Consider the following 18,601-nt stretch of genomic DNA (forward strand, 5'->3'; position numbering starts at 1 on the left):
TATACCCCTAAAGGGGTATATAGAGGGGTCTATTGCGCTAGATCAATTTTCGCTCATGGCTCGCGTCACATTATTAAACCATCACGCTCAGACACTGAAATTTTATGCCTAACGAAACAACGGAAATAACAGTTAAACAATCGGTTACTACCATCGTGGCGCGATCTCTGGTCGCCATGCTTTTGTTGGCGGTGATGATCACGGGTTTCTCCATTATCTCTCTTGCTTCGAGCCTCAATGACGCCGCGGCCATCAACACTTCTGGCTCACTGCGAATGCAAAGTTATCGCATTGCGTATGACATTGTGCGTGATTCCCCTCGCTTACCTGAACACATTGAATCCTTTCAACGATCCTTGCTCTCTCCTGAACTTCAATTGCTCGATAATCCGGCGGTTCCTCAGGAAATTCGAGCTCGTTACAACGCATTGATTTCGCGCTGGCTACTTCTTCGTCCTGAGCTTCAAGGCCCCGACCGAGCGTTTTACCTTGAGCAAGTAGGATTATTCGTCAACGACATTGATCAGTTCGTCTTTACGCTTCAGCAGCACTCTGAAAATAAGCTTCAAGTGTTGGCTCTGGTTGGCAGTATTGGGTTGGGCGTGATCTTAGCCTTGGTGCTGTTTTTAATTCAGTACACACAACGACGCATCGTCCAGCCATTGAACATGCTAGTAACGGCGAGCCAGCGAATTCAGAATGGAATTTTTGACGTCGCACTACCACCAACAAGAAACAATGAACTTGGTGTGCTATCAAAGAGTTTTGCCATCATGGCGAGTGAACTCAAAGAACTCTATGCCAATCTTGAATCCAGAATTGAGTCAAAAACTCACAAATTGACCAAAGCCAATCGTTCACTGAACGTACTTTATGATTGCTCAACCCAGCTTTCATCGAGTCTTTTGACACGACAAAGCTTCGAAAATATTCTCGATATCTCAATGCAAGCCGATGGCATCTCGGCATTGACACTTACCGTGACAAGCCCCAATCAATCAGAATGGCAAATACGTGCAGGAAAGGCAGACGACCAACATTGGCACTCCCTGCCTTTGCTTTTGGACGACGAAGCGCTTGGAACATTAACGTGGCAAGGTAAAGATGACGTTGTTGATTCAGTGCTTCTCGAGAATATTGCATCCATTCTCGCGCGCGGTGTGCATTACAATCATGCGCAAAAGCAAGCAATGCATTTGGCGGTGATGGAAGAGCGTGCGACATTGGCGCGCGAACTTCACGATTCCATTGCTCAATCGCTTTCTTACCTTAAAATTCAGACCAGTTTACTCAAGCGGCATTTACAACGATCCGATGCAAAAGAATGCGAATCCATTGCCGAAGAGATCGGCGAGCAACTGCGCATTGCTTATGATCAATTGCGAGAACTACTCAATGCGTTTCGATTATCGTTGTCGCACAGTGATTTTGGCTTAGCGCTTAACGAAATGGTGATGGCGTTGAAAGGTCAAACAAGCGCGGAAATCACAATGTCATCGACATTGGACACACTTTCCATGGACGTGCAGCACCAAATGCATCTTCTGCAGATTATTCGCGAGGCTTGTATTAACGCAATTAAACATGCCGACGCCAGTACTATCTCGATTCGCTGTCATCAACACGACAACCATGCTTATGTCGAAATCATGGATGATGGTATAGGCTTTTGCCCTACTGATGAAAAACCCAATCACTATGGTCTCAACATCATGCAAGAGCGCTCTAACATGCTAGGGGGTAACATCCAAATCCTTTCGGCGCCTTCACAAGGTTGCCGTGTTGTACTGACATTTGACTTCGCCTAGGAGATTGTTCTTATGAATACATGGAATGTACTGCTTGTTGATGACCACCCACTGATGCGAAAGGGTATATCACAACTGTTAAAGTTTGAGCCTGAGTTCAATACAGTGTCTGAAGCAAGCAATGGAACAGATGCCATCGCAGAAGTCTCTCGATCAAAGCCCGACTTAATTGTTCTCGACCTCAACATGAAAGGCCTGTCTGGATTGGATACTCTGAAAGCCCTACGGTATGAAGGCTGCACAGCAACCATCGTAATACTGACAGTATCTGATAGCCCTAATGATATTCATGCCATTGTCCAAGCTGGCGCTGATGGATATTTGCTGAAAGACAGCGAACCGGAAGAATTGATTGAAAAACTGAAAGTTGCCATGACGGGTAAAAAAGCGTTCAGCAAGGAGGTAGAAGCCAACCTCGCTAATAACGAACAAAACGCTTCCCCGCTCACCCATCTGACTGAGCGAGAGTTACAAATACTGCAACAAGTCGCCAAAGGGCTTCGTAACAAACAGATCGCTGAGAGCCTATACATTTCAGAGGCAACGGTGAAAGTTCACCTCAAAAACCTACTAAAAAAACTTAACGTTGATTCTCGTGTTGCCGCCACCGTGCTGTATTTGGAAAACGAGACAATGGATTGAAATAGTAATTCGGGTATCGACAGTATCTATACCCCGTGCCATCGTGAATGATCAAAAAGGGAGGAACACAATTGTTCCTCCCTTTTCATTATGTCGCTTGCAAAAGACAAGCTAGTCAGTCAAAGCTAGAAAATATCAGTACCATTCAAGGTAACGTTTTCTGCATCAGTCCATACAGTGATAGTACGATCTTCGAAATCATGCGTAAGGACATAGGCATTCAATTCACCCACTTGTGCATTACTCAGCCCTAGAATGCTGATCATCTCGGCTGAGATTGGCGCGTTCACCGTGCCATTCGCGTCATAACTCCAAGGTGTACCATTAAGATTGAAAGTGTCATCACCGGCACCAAGGTGCGCGATAAAGCCATCCCAATCGTCTGGTGTACCCAAGTCTTCACCAAATGGTGCGTCAGATTGAGACCAGATTTCATTTGGGTTGATAGTGATAACTTGATCACCTTCGTCACCAATGACTGCTTCAATTTGTGCCATCACGTTACCCGTGATCGACGAGTCAGACTGGTAGGAAACACCGGTAAAATCGACGTTTGCATCGCCGGTAACCAACATTTGGTCGAAGCCATTGTCAGCGTTATACATGGACTTGTTGATCACAGTGCCCGCAGAGTTCGTGGTTGTCAGGCCAACAAAGTCATCTTCACCGAAGACGAAGACATCGTCACCCGCACTACCACGGTATTCATCAACACCTGTACCACCATCGATTTTCACATCGCTGCCAGGGCCGCCATCTAAATAGTCATCACCAGCACCACCATAAAGCTCGTCTTTACCTGGACCACCAAAGATTTGGTCGTTACCTTCGCCACCTTCAATGATATCGTCACCATTTTGGCCGTACAGGATATCGTCACCTACCCCCCCCATGATGTGGTCATTGTCGTCACCACCATAAATGGTGTCGTTGCCTTCTTCACCATAAATCGTATCGGCATCACTTTCTTCAACGACCTGCGTTGCGTTCACTTTCATCACAACGTCGTTAAAGTCTTTGTCGCCAAGACACCACAGATCTTCCCAGCAAGAGTTTTCACCAGAATTGATTTCATGATCTAGGCGGTCACCGTTTTTACCGGTTTCTGACACATAACCACCTGCGGTGAGGCTACCTTGACCAAACACAGGGCTACCGCTGGAAAAGCTCAATGTGACTTCGCCTTCGTTAAAGCCTTTCGTGTCGCCATCTGGAATGATAAATAGGCCGATTTTCGCTGCGCCTTCAACATCGATAACTGCCTGCGCCGCACTATCCAACTTGGCGTTGTCAGCCATGACGTATGCCGCCAGCACATTGCCATTTTCGTCCAATACGTAGTAACCAACACTGTTACTGTAAGACGCGCTTGAAGTGATATTAGACAGATCTAACGTAACAGCATCGCCATTACTTACATCCCAATAGCCATCAGCGCCACGGTCGAGATCAAGAGTTTGACGACCAATCTGACCGCCATATATCACATCATCGCCGGTGCCTCCATGGATCTCATCATCGCCCCACTGACCATAGATGGTGTCATTACCTGCACCGCCATCTATGAAATCTTCATCGTTAGATATTTGGGTCGTTTCTTCAGAAATGGATGAATAATCAATCTCATTGATGTTGCAGTATGAGTTGGGTACCAAAGACAACTGGGTCGACGCTGTGATTTCAGGGCCTTCAAGTTGAAGAAGAAGGTTACCGTTTTCATTAAGGTTGCTGTAGTGATGACCATTGCCATCTAGATCAACGTCGATGATTGCAAACTTGTAGACATTACCTTCGGTATCGCAGTATTTCAGCGTGTAATCGAGGTTAACGGAATACGTATTGCCGTCGATGGTCACTGTTTGCGTCTTGTCGTCGGAATATTCGTTACAGTAGTTGTCGCCATTTAGCTTTCCATCATCATCTTGGAAAGTCACTTTGGTTGAACTACCATCAAACGCGAGTTTGTCTGGGAAACAGAAGGTATGGAACTCACCACCTGAAGGCTTGGTAAAGTCATTACCCATCTGGAATACATTTACACACGGGTCAGCGTTAAAGTTTGGAGACGCGGTATTGCCGTAGATCACATCGTCGCCTTCCCCGCCATACAGCGAATCTTGACCGTTGTCGCCTTCAATGTAGTCATCTCCGCCCTGACCATAGACAGTGTCATCTCCATCACCAGCAGTGATCACATCATCACCACCAACTGTTGGGTCAACTGGCTCAGGTTCAGTGATTGACGAGTAATCTAAGCTGCTAATGTTGTGGTAAGAGTTTGGAACAAGAGATAACTGCGTGCTGCCCGTAATTTCTGGGCCATCGACTTGGATCAGCATCTTACCGCTTTCACCTACCTCACCCCAATGATTGCCAGAGCCATTGGTATCAACATCAACCACTGCAAAGGTGTAAATGTTGCCAGATGCATCGCAGTATTTCAGGCCGAAATCAACGTTGACGCCATACTCTTGACCGCCAATTTCAACAGTCTGAGATTTGTCATCTGAGTACTCATTGCACGCATCATCGCCATTCAGCTGGGCATCGTCATCGTTGAACGTAGCAGTGGTCGTCGAACCTGTGAAATTAAGCGTTGGGGGGAAATTTGAGAAATAGTAGAAATCACCGCTTGCAGCACTAAAATCGTCACCCAAGATGAACACTGCGCCCGTTGAACCGTTTCCTGAAGAAGATCCTACATCACCATAAATGACGTCATCTCCCGCTCGCCCCTCGATATAGTCATCATCAAGTGTGCCATTGAGTCGGTCGATGTCGCCAGTACCTATGATATTTGCCATTGTTATTTCCTCTTATTTGCTAACCAAAGCAAGAGGCAGCACAGCCATCTCTTTATCTTCAACATCAAAGAGATCCGCAACTTTCCGTCCCTGTTTCACAACAGGTTTGGCCTTTTTCTCCGAATAGTTGTCCTATTGATAGTTTCACGTATGTGAGTATTTAGGTGGGCGCCTACAACATCTCTAACACAAACTCTTAATGCACTTTCTCGATTGCGCCTCAGATACTTCCATGACAGATTGGTTGATCGAGTAGATCGGAGCAAGGCTGGAAGCCGCATTTAATGGGAATATAAGGCCTAGATGTGGCGAAAAATTAACCTGCAAGCAGAAAAGGCTGAGGCAGCATGAGAAACGCATGGCAGTCCAATCAGTACTGATGACTGATTTCTGTATGGATAACTCGCCATTTGTGACCTTGCCCATTTAATGTATGGGGAGGTCGACATATAGGCCATCTGGCGATGGCCTATATAATTAATAATAAGGTTACGCTACAACCGCAGGTTTTTCTGTTAACGTTTTGTCTGTTTCTGTCATGGTTTCGTCAATTAGTGCTAACGCACCTTCCGCACCATGCATCCAACTAACAAGCTTGTTCGAGCACAGAATCAGTAAAACACCGGCCACGGCTGACGTGATCGCAATACCACTGAAAATGGCCAAAGGACCCGCATCTCCGACATGGCTTCCAACAAACCCCGCCACATAGTTAGCCACAGCATTCGCGCAGAACCATGTGCCCATCATGACTGACATCAGTCTCAATGGTGCCAGCTTAGTGATCAAAGACAGCCCTATCGGCGACAAACACAACTCGCCAAGTGTATGGAAGAAGTAGGCTCCGACTAACCACCACATTGACGCTTTAATGGACATGTCAGCACCTTGTTGAAGGGCAGCACCGATCATGCATACAAACCCCAACGACAAGAAGCCCATTGCCATGGCAAATTTAATCGGTGAACTCGGTTCACTCGCACCCAGTCGACGCCAAAACAACGCCAGAAGTGGTGCAAAAACAATGATGAACATAGGATTCAGTGATTGGAACCAAGCCGCAGGCACTTCAAAACTACCAAGCATTCGGTTGGTGTAGTCTTGAGAATAGATATTCATCAAACCACCCGCTTGTTCAAATCCCGCCCAGAAAATGATCACAAACAAGCTCATTACTAGGATGACTTTAAGGCGATCACGTTCCACTTTTGTCAGCGGTTGCTTTTGTGTTGAACCAGACTGGCGGCGCTGTTCCACTGCCGCAGGTTCAACGCCAATCTTGCCCAATAAACGATTGGCAAACAGCAATTGAACAACAAGAGAGAGCAGCATACCTACGCCTGCGCATAGAAAACCTGCTTTCCATCCGTAATGGATTGATGCTGTTCCCGCAATGATCCCGGCCAGCAACGAACCCAAGTTTATACCCATGTAGAAGATAGTGAACGCGCCGTCTCGACGGTTATCTCCTTCCCCATACAGTTGACCAACCATGGTTGAAATATTGGGTTTAAATAAACCGTTCCCGACAATCAAGAAGCCCAAACCCACATAAAAGGCTTGCAATTCAAATGGGTCAATAACGCTATTTGGCAAGGCAAGTGTGAACTGCCCGATGGCCATCAGTGCACCACCAATGATGATCGAGCGGCGCTGACCGAGGAAGTTATCCGCCAGCCATCCACCCAACACAGGGGTCAGGTAAACTAAACCGGTATAGATACCATAGAGATTCAGCGCGTCTTGTGTCGTCCATCCGAGACCGCCGTTGATTGTTTTATCAGTGAGGTAAAGCACCAAAATGGCGCGCATGGCGTAGAAAGAGAAACGTTCCCACAATTCTGTGCCGCACAGAAGGAACAAGCCGCGAGGGTGACCCAGCCAATCTGACTGTCTGTTTGAATTCATTGCGTGTTTACCGCCTATCTGATTAACTCAGCGGGAGTGAATATGGACCTCCTTTTCCTCTCAGACTCCGCTACAGGGCGTACAGACTGCCCGAATTTGATTTGCGTCGCAATTATTTCATGCAAAAAAATCATCTCCGTTTGTGTGGTTACTTTTACACAATACTCGCGAAAAACAAAAAAAGCAGGAATCCCATAGGGATACCCTGCTTTTTATTGTTTTAGCCTGAGCCGTTTGTACGCACGATCACGAACTGAATCGCCCGTGAATTTAACAAGGCAATAAGCTGTTAAGCAGTGACGGGTAAATCTGGCACCATTTTCTGACGACGGCACAGAAGCAGCCCAAGGCCAGATACGACTGCCATGGTCAGCAAAATTGCGCCCAGTGAAAACTGGTCGTTGACGTTCATTTTTGCCGCCAACAGTGTAAAGAAGCCTGCCGCCATATTTTGCACGCCACCTAACACCGCACCAGCTGTGCCGGCATGTCTCGGGAACGGCGACACAGCACCCGTGGTCGCTGCGGGGAACAAGATACCTGAGCCCATGAAGTACACAAACGCACCACCGATCAAGGTTTCAATCGTAATAACACCGTTAACACCGGGTACAAATACAATCAACGCACCAAGTAGCAGTATGACTGAACCCAGTAAAAGAGATTTCGAAGCCGACCAGCGGCTTTCAATCACGGTCGAAAACCAAGAACCCAACATAAAGCCAGGCAAAGGAAGGACAAACAACAGACTCACTGTGGTTGCACTCAGCGCTAGCGTACTGCCAAGTATCACACCGGCTGCCGCTTCAAATACCGAGATACCCGAAAACACTGCGATCAGACAAATTAGATACCCCTGAAACTGACGATTACTCATGACATGGTGATAGCTTTTGATCACTGAATCACGACGACGAGCTTCAGGCGGCAAAGTCTCTTGAAAGTAAACGGACATGATCAGATACACCACTGCCGCCAAGACAAGCAGGAACACATAACTTGCTTGCCACTGGAAGTGGACACTCAAGAAGCCACCCAACACAGGAGCAATCAGTGGGGAGAAAATCAACCCGACACTGACCAAGCTATTTGCGCGATGTAAACGGCTGCCTTCGAAGCAATCTCGGGTTAACGTGCGCGCCATGGCTCCGCCGCTACCAATACCCGCGCCTTGGATCACACTGCCCAAAAGGAACATATCAAACGACGACGCTGCCAATGTAATAGCTGTACCAACCAGATAAATGACAAGACCTGTCAAAATAATAGGTTTTCGGCCAAAACGATCAGACAACGGCCCATAAACAAACTGAGATAGGCCATAGGGAATCAAGTAACACGCCATTACCGCTTGAAGCATAGCAGGCGAAACTTGAAAGTCGTCTGCCATCAAGGCCATTGATGGAATGTACATGGTTTGTGTCATCTGTCCGACCGCAGCCAAAATGATGATCATGAGTAGAATTCTAGATATAGGCGTTGTCGCAGACATCACCAGCGCTCCCCGTGACAAGCAAAAATTAACAAGTTTCTTTAATGCGATTCGGCGATTCGAGAAGTGATATTGCGATACCCAAGTGACTTTTGGATTCAGAAAATACAGTTGCCGACGCTTATTTTTGGCAGATAGTAGTGGTGAGAGCGGAATCAAACAACATAAAAAACGTGTTTCATACACGATAAGAAATCATAGAAAGGATTAGTTTTTATAATGCGTTTGTTTTATCAGCGATGGGCAATATAGCGTTGGGTAGAATCCAACCAAACTCTGTACATAAAAAAAGCAGCGCCATGCGCTGCTCATTCAAACGAATTTATATACCCGCTCTATCAATACACTATTCGGTCATTGTCATTGAGTTGCTTAATCAATGGACAACTTGTGGTGACCGTGTGAAATTTTCGCTTTGAGGTATTTTTTATTGCCATCTTTTATATGGGCTTGCGTGCCAACAACCGCTTCGAGATTGATACCGAACTCTTGTATCTCTTTTATCTTTTTCGGGTTGTTTGTGATCAGACGCACTGTGGTGGTATCCAATGCTTTTAGCATGTCAGCGGCATCTTCAAAGCTTCTAAGATCATCGGGAAAACCAAGATGATTATTGGCTTCGTAAGTATTCATTCCTTGGCTTTGTAGCTCATACGCATCCAGTTTATTGTAAAGCCCAATGCCACGACCTTCTTGGCGGAGATACAGCAAAATACCGCCCTGCTCGCCCATTTTCTGGATGGTTTCTTCAAGTTGTTCGCCACAATCGCAGCGTGAAGAATGAAAGACATCGCCGGTGAGACACTCGGAATGCATTCTGACCAGAGGCGCGATCGGCTGCTGATCAGCACTACTGAAGATTATCGCGACGTGCTCTTGATCCGAGTTCAGACCGTCAAATGACAGGATTTCTGCTGGAATATTGCTCCCAATACCAACATTCAACGGGACTCGTGCTCTAATTTTTGCCATCGACTGTAATTCTCTGTTTTTTTCGGTGTTAGCCGAATATGTACTGCCCTATACTGCAACACCATCATCCTAGAATTGTTATAATGTAACACTTCAAATGGTGTGGCGAGCAATCGTAACAGAAGTGCCAAGCACTGCCAACATCTCAGCGTAAGCGCCGAATAACGGCGGCTGGATTGCCAGCGACTACGGCAAAAGGCTCAATATCGCCATCAACCACGGAACCCGCCTCAACCACGACCCCTTCACCGATCGAGACACCCGCTTTGATAACACTGTTACCACCAATCACGACATTGTTACCAATAATTATAGGCAATGAAATTTCATGCTCTCCATTTTGTACATCAAGCGGGAGTAAACTTTGTGTAATGGAGTAAATCCCGACTCCGGGGCCAATCAATACGTTATTGCCTATTTCAATATGGCCACTATCAATCAGGGTACAGTTTGGCCCAATGGCCACGTTGTTTCCGATGTGGATATTCATGCCGTAGGTGCATGTAAAAGGCGCTTCAACAGCAAGCCCTTTACCGCGCCTGGCAAACAATTTAGTGACGACCATGTCTTGCGCATCAGCATCGGCGGGATCAATGTTATTCAGTTGCTGGCAAAGCCTGCGTGAGGCATATCGAAATTGGGTGAGCTCTGTATCAGCAGGGCTATAAGGTTTGCCCTGCTGCATTTTTTCAAATTCGGTCAACGTATCTTCCTTGATATCCGCACAACTATTTTTTGTTTATCTTTCTACTTTAGCGTGTGACCGTGGAAACATCATTGAGGGTTAACGCATATTCATCAATAAAACGACGCCCCGCAACTAACCCATCTTGATAGTCATGCTCTAGTTGAAAAGGCTTGCTTAACAAGGCACTACTCGCAAGCGGTGTGCTCGGACAGATTTGAATCAATTCGGCACGATGTGGAGGATTAGACATAAAATGAATGGCATCTTGATAGCTATGAAAGTGCTTGGTCATCATTTCCAACATATCGCTATTCACTTTCTGCCCAGACATGGCGTGTAACCGATAGATGGCATCACCTCCGTAAAGCCACCTTCCTCCGTTTTTGTGCGCACTCTTCGGCATCATTTCTTTTAGTTTCGCCCAAAGTGGCTCATGTGAATGTTCTTTGTAGCGCAGCTTGACCTCTTCCAAACGCAAAGACAGTTGCTGATGAAATTCAGATAGCCGCTCAAACCGATCATCCATGCTGAGACGAGTCAGATACTCAGGCAATCGAGTCTCCACTCGGCTTCGAATGTTTTCAATGAAAGTAGAACTGATGTGGGTTCTATCTTGAGCAACGGGTTCCGTTCTGATTACCACGATGACATCTGCACCGCGGTTAAACGCTTCTCTCGCCGGAATGGCCCCGCTGACCCCGCCATCAACATAATATTGATCACTGATTTGAACACTAGACGGGTAAAGCATCGGAATAGCACAAGTGGCTTTTAATACGCTTATCCAATCATCTTCAAAAAGATGAAAGTAATCAGGCTCCAACGTTTTGGTGTTCGTGACACAAGCATAGGCACAGCGATTTGCTAACACGGCCTTCGCTTTCTCGAACTCTAAACCACTGGGGTGTGTTGGCCCCATGATTTCGAGCGCCCAATCTAAATCCATAAACTGTTGTCTTCGCACATATTTAAGTAGATTGAAGAAACGATCTTGCGTGGTGTACTCGGTGATGAAACGATGGCCAAAGCCACGCTGTCGAGTGAGATAAGAAGAGATGTTCAAAGCACCGGCGGACGTACCGATATAGATTTCAAAAGGGTCAAAGCCAGCATCGAGAAAGCTATCGAGAACACCCGCCGTATAGATGCCACGCTGACCCCCGCCTTGAGCAACAAGGGCTATACGTTTTTTTCGACCAGCTGTCGGCGTTGAGGGCGTACGAATGTAGTCCAATGAAGACGGGAAAGACGTTTGTGGATCACTGTCTTTGGAGCTCTGCACAATCACCTCTAACAAGAAGGTTTAATCAGGTACTCACATTGTACCTAGGGCTACTCGCACAGAGCTATCAATTTATGGCACGAAACGCTATGAAAACACGATTGCTACCGAAGCAAAAGTGAGAATACCGCCAAGTGCAACGAAGACGGTGGCGAGTGCGATTTTCAAGTTAATATCCATTCTGCTTCTCCTTGCCAAAAATAACTGATAACACACAATTTACACATTCATAATGTAAGCAGTTTAACAGCGCAAGCCAGAATATTCACAACCCCATCTCAGATCGTCCTTCTCTTGCATCATTTGTTTCAATTTGTGACACAAAGCAAACCCCTTAATATCATGGCCCAATCAGTATAATTCGCTTTATGTCAGCCATCTAAATGAAACGTTTTGAAATACTCACTGGGATGCATAATTACTTTCTATTTATGACTAAACTCAACAAAAAAACGCACTATGAGCACATATAGAATGAGTATAAAAACCTCCATTGATGCAACATTTCATTAACCATGCATAGTGTTAACAATTTTGAATAATTACAATTTTTCACGCTATTATTTAGATGGTTATGATGATTAAATTTTAACCATAAATTTTTATCCTCTGGATAAAACCAAAGAAATAACGATGATAAGCTTACTATTTAAGCACTAAGCAACAATTTCGACCCAAACCTCAAATTTTGGTTAAAATTAGACCAATCAAATAGCTTTACCAAATAACAACTTTCCACTAACACCCATCGTAACTTCAGTGCAATAAACTACTAATGGTTTATTTACATCGTCAATCAACCTGCCCCTCCCCGCCAAATCGGAATTATTAGGACGATAACAGCACAAACATAAAAGATATGCGCTATTGATTTACCTATTACCAATGCTTAGTCTGCTAATAACCTCACCAATAGATGATTATTTTGTCTTGAGTGATGGGAATAGATGACAAACACAAGATCGTTGATACACACCTGCTTTTGGTGCCTCTGGAAAATAATCACCAAAAACCACAATGGCATCATGAAGCAAAACACCTCCCACTTGCGTTAACAAACAACTGCATGGGGAAAAAGGACTGGTGTTCTCAACAACAAGGAGACGTTATGAAAAGAGAACAATGGGGTTCACGCGCAGGCTTTATTCTTGCGGCAGTGGGCTCTGCAATTGGATTGGGAAATATTTGGCGTTTCCCGTATATGGCTTATGAAAACGGCGGTGGCGCATTCTTTGTTCCTTACCTTTTTGCGATGCTGACTGCTGGTATTCCCTTTATGATCATGGAGTTTGGTCTTGGCCATAAACTTCGCGGTTCTGCACCTGTCGTATTTTCAAAGCTAAACACCAAGTTTGAATGGTTAGGTTGGTTCCAAGTCGGTATTGCCGCCACCATCGCGGTGTATTATGTAGCGGTTATCGGTTGGGCAATGTCTTACGTTGGCTTTGCATTCGATCAGAGCTGGGGCACTGATACCAATGCCTTCTTCTTCAGTGAGTATCTGAAGCTAGGTGATAACTCACCAAGTAACTTAGGTAACTGGCAGTTGCACATTGCCTTGCCAATGGCACTGGCTTGGGCGATCACCTTTGCGGCTGTATTCACAGGCGTGAAAGGCGGTATCGAACGTGCTAGCAAGATCATGATGCCTTTACTGTTTGTTATGGTTCTGCTGCTTGTACTGCGCGTTGCTTTCCTACCGGGTGCTGTTGATGGCTTAAACTACTTGTTTACGCCTGATTTCAGCAAACTGACTGACACTAAGGTATGGTCAGCGGCATACGGCCAGATCTTCTTCACACTGTCTGTTGGTTTCGCCATCATGTTGGCGTACTCAAGCTACCTGCCGAAGAAGTCTGACGTAACAAACAATGCGTTCATGACTGTTCTGATCAACTGTGGTTTCTCCATCCTTGCGGGTGTACTGATCTTCTCTATTCTTGGCTACATGGCCTTGGAACAAGGGAAAGCAGTGACCGAAGTCGTCAGCGGTGGTGTTGGTTTGGCGTTCGTGACATTGCCGCAAGCGATTAACCTGTTACCGGCTCCTTACATCCTTGGCCCTGTGTTCTTCCTGGCGCTGGTTGTAGCGGGTCTTAGCTCGCACATCTCTATCATTGAGGCGGTGACCTCTGCCATCATCGATAAGCTAAACGTTAGTCGTAAAGTCGCAGCCTCTTCGGTATGTGGTATCGGTGCGGTTATTTCCATGGCGTTTGCAACCAACGGCGGCCTGTTGCTGCTGGATCTGGTCGATTACTTCATGAATAACGTGGCGTTGTTGGCGAGCTGCTTGATTGAGCTGGTGATTATCGGCTGGTTGGTGAAAGTTTCTGACATCCGCGCTTACGTCAATAAGGTATCGGAGTTCTCTGTTGGCGCATGGCTAGAAGTGTGTGTTCGCTTTGTTAGCCCACTGATGCTGGCTTGGATCGTTGGTACAAACCTTGTGAACACGTTCAACGAAGGTTACGGCGGCTACGCACAAAGCGACCTACTGATGTTGGGTTGGGGATTAACGGCGGCACTGATTGCTGTTGGTGTCATCATCAATATCGTTTCTTCGCCTGCTAAAAATTCAGCAGAAGCACAGGAGGCTAACGCATGACAACAGGTGCAATCATTATGATGCTAATAGGTTTTGGCATCACTTGGGGTGGCGCTGCATGGTGCATTCGTATCGCCATGAAAGCGGACAAATAATCCCCACTTAGAAAAACAAACCCCGGCGACATCGCCGGGGTTTTTATTTGTGTCACTATGTCGCTGAACACTTTATTGTTCAACAGACACATCTAGAAGCTGTTAATGAGGATCTTATTCTCTTCCAGCATATTACTGATCACATCCTGTCCTGTTGAATTCACTGGCATGTCGAATGCATCAGCCAAATCAGCTACCGACAAATTGCTGAAGGTGATTTGTTGATCAACATCTTCACCGTTCGATGCGAGAGACAATGTGGCTTCGTTTTCCTCGTTGTTTTCCAAGGCAACAAGGTAACTGCTGAGGTCTTCGCTTTCGATGGTATCGAGTAAGTCACTGAAATCGAGCAGGTCGAGAGACGGCGAATAATCCTGGATGACATCAACAGTCCCCTCACCTCCATCTTGTTTGAGGAAGACGAAGGTATCTGATCCTTCACCACCATACATGTTGTCAGATCCCGCACCACCCGAAATCAGGTCGTTGCCCAGGCCACCATCAATTATATCGTTACCTGCAAAACCATTGATCTCATTGTCATCGCTGTTACCCACCAGTAAGTTGTTGCCAGCCGTACCGTCGATGACGGCGTCAAATGCGAGGTCATTGAGGACATCGTCTGCGTCTTCTCCCGCCACGATATCGAAGGTCGCGTCTGTCATATCACCAATATCGTTTTCCAGTTTCAGATCGAAGTGCTCCAGCGCTTCTTCTGCTACGGCACTAGAATTGAGATGGTAGGCGTATTCACCTTCAATGTGACGAGGGTCGTCTTTACCAAACACAGTCAACTCACCATGCTCAGTTTGAATCACGACCGTTGAATCTGACACTTCATAAACGGTGCTATCAAGTTGTATGGATTTAATATGCCAGTGGCCAATCGTATTGTCTTCACTCAGCAGGCTACCTGTTGCAAGGAAACTGCCGTCAAGCTGAGCGACAACAGCTTGCTCTTCAACTGCAAGCACACTGTCGACACTGAGAATCTCAGCAAAGTCTTCATCGCTGACAAACTCGATATTACTTTCAGTGATGTCTTCCACATCGACGTTTTCCAGTCGAAGCGAATAATCACCAATGGTAAGCACGGTATCCACCCCATCTTGAGCCAAGCCAAGCGCTGCAAGTGACAGCATGCCAATTGAACGAGGTATAACGATTTTGTCATCTCTCGCACTGAAATCGACAACCGTATCATTACCCTTGCCGTCATAGGCGACGACGTTATTGCCGCTGCCTAACTGGATGGCGTTGTTTCCTTCACCACCATAAGCGATATCACTGCCGCTGCTGCCAGACAGAACGTCATTGCCGTCACCACCTAGCATCAAGTCGTCACCGCTACCGCCATTAATATCGTCATTACCGCGACCACCGACCAGTGTGTCATTGTCATTAGCGCCAGACAATTTATCGTTGCCATCACCACCAAAGACAACATCGTCACCTTCACTGCCTGACAAGGTATCATCGCCTTTGCCACCTTTGACGATGTCGTTGCCAACACCACCGTAAGCAATGTCGTTACCATCTCCACCGGAGATATTGTCGTTTCCTTCAGCGCCGTAGAGTTTGTCAGCACCAAGGCCGCCTTTCAGTGTATCGTTTCCTTCACCGCCTTGGAGTTCATCGTTACCACGACCACCCAACAAGACATCGTTGCCTTCATCACCGTGAATAACGTCATTGCCTCGACCGCCATTTAACGTGTCATTGCCTTCGCCGCCGTCCAATTCATCTGCGCCTTTGCCGCCAACAAGCATATCGTCGCCGGATTCGCCAATCAGTAGATCATTACCCAAACCGCCATAGAGTGCATCGTCGCCTGTACCACCTTTCAATTCATCGTTGCCACGACCACCGTTTAACACATCATCGCCAGCATCGCCTTTCAGGTAATCACTGCCTTTACCGCCATAAATAGCATCATCGTCAGCCCCACCAAAGAGCCGGTCAGCGCCGAGGCCACCGTATAGCTGGTCATTGCCGCTGCCGCCGTAAACCTCGTCGTTGCCCTGTCCTCCACGGGCAATGTCATCGCCATTACCGCCTTGGAGCACATCTTTACCTTTGCCACCGTTTAAGCTGTCGTCACCGTCGCCGCCATAAAGTGCGTCAGCACCTAGGCCACCCTTGAGGACGTCATTGCCGAGGTCGCCTTGCAATTCGTCGTTACCACGACCACCCGCAAGCACATCATCACCAATGCCACCATTCAGGTAATCCGCACCGCGACCGCCGTTTAAAGTGTCATTACCCGTTTCGCCGAAAATACGGTCATTGCCATTACCACCATTGATAACATCCGCATTGCCAGTGAACTCATAAACAATGCCATCGACCTGGACGGTTTCGTATATTTCAGTAATCGAAATACCGTCGATAAGAGCGCCGTAGCCGTCCGATTTACCTTCACCTTGCAGCGTAACGGTAATGTTCTCTGTGCCAACGGGCACAACAAATAAGGCGTCGTAAGACACAAAGCTCGCATTTGACTGCGTATTATCAAAATATTGGTTATAAATGACATTGCCACCTTGATCGGTGATCGTCACAGAAAAAGGACTCGTTTCAGTATCACTGCCTTTATAGCGATTAGCGTAATCGAAACTCAGCTCAAGAGGGATTTCATCATTTTGAGCAAAAGACTCAACATTGATCGTCTGCTGCACCGTTGCGTTCTTATTGGTATCTAACTCCATCACCGTGTTGGTGTTGTCATTAGATGGCCCGCCGCCGAAACCGCCTTGTTGCAGTTCCATTTTAACGTTATCTGGCGTGCTCCAACCTGCAACATCTTCATCATTGAACAAGCCCCATTTGGCACCGGCGTCGTCACCCCACGCTTCAAAGTCACCGTTGAAGAGCAAGTTGTCGCCTCGGGTAGTGTTGTCAGCATTGTCGCCATAGAGAACATCACTGCCTCTTCCACCGTTCAGCGTGTCGTTGCCGTCACCACCTTTCATTTCATCTTTGCCATTACCACCGAACAACGCATCATCGCCAGCATCACCTTTGATGTAGTCATTGCCGTTTCCGCCTCTTACGGTGTCATTGTCATCACCGCCAAACAGGCGATCTGCTCCATTGCCACCATTCAGAATATCGTCGCCTTGAGCGCCATAAATCTCATCTTGCCCTTTACCACCTGACAAGGTGTCATCGCCATTGCCGCCTTGAAGTAAATCGTTACCTCGACCGCCATTTAAGGTGTCATTACCGTCACCACCAAAAAGGCTATCCGCGCCACGTCCACCGAAGAGTTGATCGTCACCCGTGCCGCCTTGTAATTCGTCACTTCCCCGTCCGCCCTTGAGAACGTCATCACCTGAACCGCCGTTCAGGAGATCATCACCACGTTGTCCAAGCAGCGTATCATCGCCTTCTTCGCCATAAACAACGTCATCACCATCGCCAGCTTTTATGGTGTCGTTGTCCGTGCTAACAACCGCTTGGATAGCGGAAACATCAAACAGAACATCATCATAATCGCGGTCGCCTAAGCCCCATAAGTCTTCCCAGCCCGATGTTTCACCATCAAATCGCTCGTGGTCTCCACCATCGCCATTAAGTTCTGAATTGGATACAAAGACATTGGCGCTAACGCCATCTTGAATAACTTGAGGGGGGCTAGAAACAAGATCGAGTTCGACCGATCCGTTGTCGAAACCAACGTTGTAGCCATTAGGAACGAGAAACATACCGACAGCATCAGCGTTTAAAGCAGGTGTGATTGTCACCGAAGCGCCAGATACTTCTTTGACATTATCTGCCAAAATTTGTGCTTCAAGTACGAGCCCATTTTCGTCGAGCACGTAGTACCCTAAGCTACTTTTGAAACCCGCCGAGCTAACGATGCTGCTTAACTCAAGCTTGATGGGTCCATCGCCTTGAATGCTGAATAGGCTGCTGTCATCCGCATGTGATAGCTGAACGTCAGATGGGGAAGGCGCAGTGCCACTGCCGTTACCCATCACTACATCGTCACCACCACCAGCAGTGATCACGTCATCACCCAAGCCACCATAGATCTTATCGTTGAGCGCAGAGCCTGCAATCACATCGTCAGCTTGCGTTCCGTAAGCAATCTCATCTGCCATTCAAACCACCTAAAGTCATTAATCTTTTTTTCCTTGGTTAGAACTTAGACGCGATAGACCGATGTGCCAAATATGCAATATGAGTCTCATTTGTGGAATGACCTGGCAATATGAGACCCATTAAAATAGGTGTTCTAATTGATTGAAATATCACCAGTAATTTTGAGCAATCTGATGCATATTGCGAATAGGTCGA

Annotated in this window: 12 protein-coding genes and 1 riboswitch; of the genes, 4 read left to right on the forward strand and 8 right to left on the reverse strand. The window is 46.8% G+C overall.

Annotated elements, in window-relative coordinates; translation table 11 throughout:
- Positions 1-104 precede the first annotated feature (104 nt).
- Both narQ and AC3CIC_RS08865 read left to right on the forward strand, forming a co-directional pair.
- Positions 105-1,808, forward strand: coding sequence for a nitrate/nitrite two-component system sensor histidine kinase NarQ (narQ, locus tag AC3CIC_RS08860; protein ID WP_488514360.1), 1,704 nt, complete (start codon positions 105-107; stop codon positions 1,806-1,808).
- Between the two features lie 12 nt (positions 1,809-1,820).
- Positions 1,821-2,450, forward strand: a complete 630-nt coding sequence (locus AC3CIC_RS08865) for a response regulator (RefSeq protein WP_394210289.1) — start codon at positions 1,821-1,823, stop codon at positions 2,448-2,450.
- A gap of 125 nt (positions 2,451-2,575) precedes the next feature.
- Here the strand turns inward: AC3CIC_RS08865 and AC3CIC_RS08870 are convergent, their stop codons facing one another.
- The 7 genes from AC3CIC_RS08870 to cydH all read right to left on the reverse strand — a co-directional run bounded on the left by AC3CIC_RS08870 (position 2,576) and on the right by cydH (position 11,776).
- Complete coding sequence (locus tag AC3CIC_RS08870) at positions 2,576-5,254, reverse strand: calcium-binding protein (RefSeq protein WP_488514361.1); 2,679 nt, start codon at positions 5,252-5,254, stop codon at positions 2,576-2,578.
- A gap of 31 nt (positions 5,255-5,285) precedes the next feature.
- Positions 5,286-5,375: riboswitch (cyclic di-GMP riboswitch) on the reverse strand.
- A 368-nt stretch (positions 5,376-5,743) separates the two neighbouring features.
- The gene (locus tag AC3CIC_RS08875; protein ID WP_488514362.1) at positions 5,744-7,162 is read right to left on the reverse strand and encodes a peptide MFS transporter; all 1,419 of its coding nucleotides are present in this window, start codon (positions 7,160-7,162) and stop codon (positions 5,744-5,746) included.
- Positions 7,163-7,451: 289 nt separating this feature from the next.
- Positions 7,452-8,654 carry a multidrug efflux MFS transporter EmrD gene (gene emrD, locus AC3CIC_RS08880; RefSeq protein ID WP_488514363.1) on the reverse strand — a complete coding sequence of 401 codons (1,203 nt, stop codon included), beginning with the start codon at positions 8,652-8,654 and terminating at the stop codon, positions 7,452-7,454.
- A 372-nt stretch (positions 8,655-9,026) separates the two neighbouring features.
- Positions 9,027-9,626 carry a GTP cyclohydrolase II gene (locus AC3CIC_RS08885; protein ID WP_488514364.1) on the reverse strand — a complete coding sequence of 200 codons (600 nt, stop codon included), beginning with the start codon at positions 9,624-9,626 and terminating at the stop codon, positions 9,027-9,029.
- 145 nt (positions 9,627-9,771) lie between these two features.
- Positions 9,772-10,329 carry a sugar O-acetyltransferase gene (locus AC3CIC_RS08890; protein WP_488514365.1) on the reverse strand — a complete coding sequence of 186 codons (558 nt, stop codon included), beginning with the start codon at positions 10,327-10,329 and terminating at the stop codon, positions 9,772-9,774.
- Positions 10,330-10,378: 49 nt separating this feature from the next.
- The gene (locus AC3CIC_RS08895; protein ID WP_394210278.1) at positions 10,379-11,596 is read right to left on the reverse strand and encodes a patatin-like phospholipase family protein; all 1,218 of its coding nucleotides are present in this window, start codon (positions 11,594-11,596) and stop codon (positions 10,379-10,381) included.
- An 87-nt stretch (positions 11,597-11,683) separates the two neighbouring features.
- The gene (gene cydH / locus AC3CIC_RS08900) at positions 11,684-11,776 is read right to left on the reverse strand and encodes a cytochrome bd-I oxidase subunit CydH (protein ID WP_016958247.1); all 93 of its coding nucleotides are present in this window, start codon (positions 11,774-11,776) and stop codon (positions 11,684-11,686) included.
- 928 nt (positions 11,777-12,704) lie between these two features.
- Here cydH and AC3CIC_RS08905 point away from each other — a divergent pair.
- Both AC3CIC_RS08905 and AC3CIC_RS08910 read left to right on the forward strand, forming a co-directional pair.
- Positions 12,705-14,204: a sodium-dependent transporter gene (locus tag AC3CIC_RS08905; RefSeq protein WP_016958248.1), complete on the forward strand. Its 1,500-nt coding sequence runs from the start codon at positions 12,705-12,707 to the stop codon at positions 14,202-14,204.
- A complete protein-coding gene (locus AC3CIC_RS08910) occupies positions 14,201-14,299 on the forward strand; it encodes a MetS family NSS transporter small subunit (RefSeq protein WP_016958249.1) in 99 nt (32 codons plus the stop codon). The genes AC3CIC_RS08905 and AC3CIC_RS08910 overlap by 4 nt, the downstream gene beginning before the upstream one ends.
- Positions 14,300-14,391: 92 nt before the next feature.
- Here the strand turns inward: AC3CIC_RS08910 and AC3CIC_RS08915 are convergent, their stop codons facing one another.
- Positions 14,392-18,405 (reverse strand): DUF4114 domain-containing protein, encoded by a 4,014-nt coding sequence (locus AC3CIC_RS08915; RefSeq protein ID WP_488514366.1) that lies wholly within the window; start codon positions 18,403-18,405, stop codon positions 14,392-14,394.
- Positions 18,406-18,601 lie beyond the last annotated feature (196 nt).

The sequence above is a fragment of the Enterovibrio sp. QJM3NY_24 genome, assembly GCF_057786035.1.

Coding starts and splice junctions, on each gene's coding strand:
- narQ (WP_488514360.1), top strand. CDS start 105: ATGCCTAACGAAACAACGGAAATAACAGTTAAACAATCGGTTACTACC.
- AC3CIC_RS08865 (WP_394210289.1), top strand. CDS start 1,821: ATGAATACATGGAATGTACTGCTTGTTGATGACCACCCACTGATGCGA.
- AC3CIC_RS08870 (WP_488514361.1), bottom strand. CDS start 5,254: ATGGCAAATATCATAGGTACTGGCGACATCGACCGACTCAATGGCACA.
- AC3CIC_RS08875 (WP_488514362.1), bottom strand. CDS start 7,162: ATGAATTCAAACAGACAGTCAGATTGGCTGGGTCACCCTCGCGGCTTG.
- emrD (WP_488514363.1), bottom strand. CDS start 8,654: ATGTCTGCGACAACGCCTATATCTAGAATTCTACTCATGATCATCATT.
- AC3CIC_RS08885 (WP_488514364.1), bottom strand. CDS start 9,626: ATGGCAAAAATTAGAGCACGAGTCCCGTTGAATGTTGGTATTGGGAGC.
- cydH (WP_016958247.1), bottom strand. CDS start 11,776: ATGGATATTAACTTGAAAATCGCACTCGCCACCGTCTTCGTTGCACTT.
- AC3CIC_RS08905 (WP_016958248.1), top strand. CDS start 12,705: ATGAAAAGAGAACAATGGGGTTCACGCGCAGGCTTTATTCTTGCGGCA.
- AC3CIC_RS08910 (WP_016958249.1), top strand. CDS start 14,201: ATGACAACAGGTGCAATCATTATGATGCTAATAGGTTTTGGCATCACT.
- AC3CIC_RS08915 (WP_488514366.1), bottom strand. CDS start 18,405: ATGGCAGATGAGATTGCTTACGGAACGCAAGCTGACGATGTGATTGCA.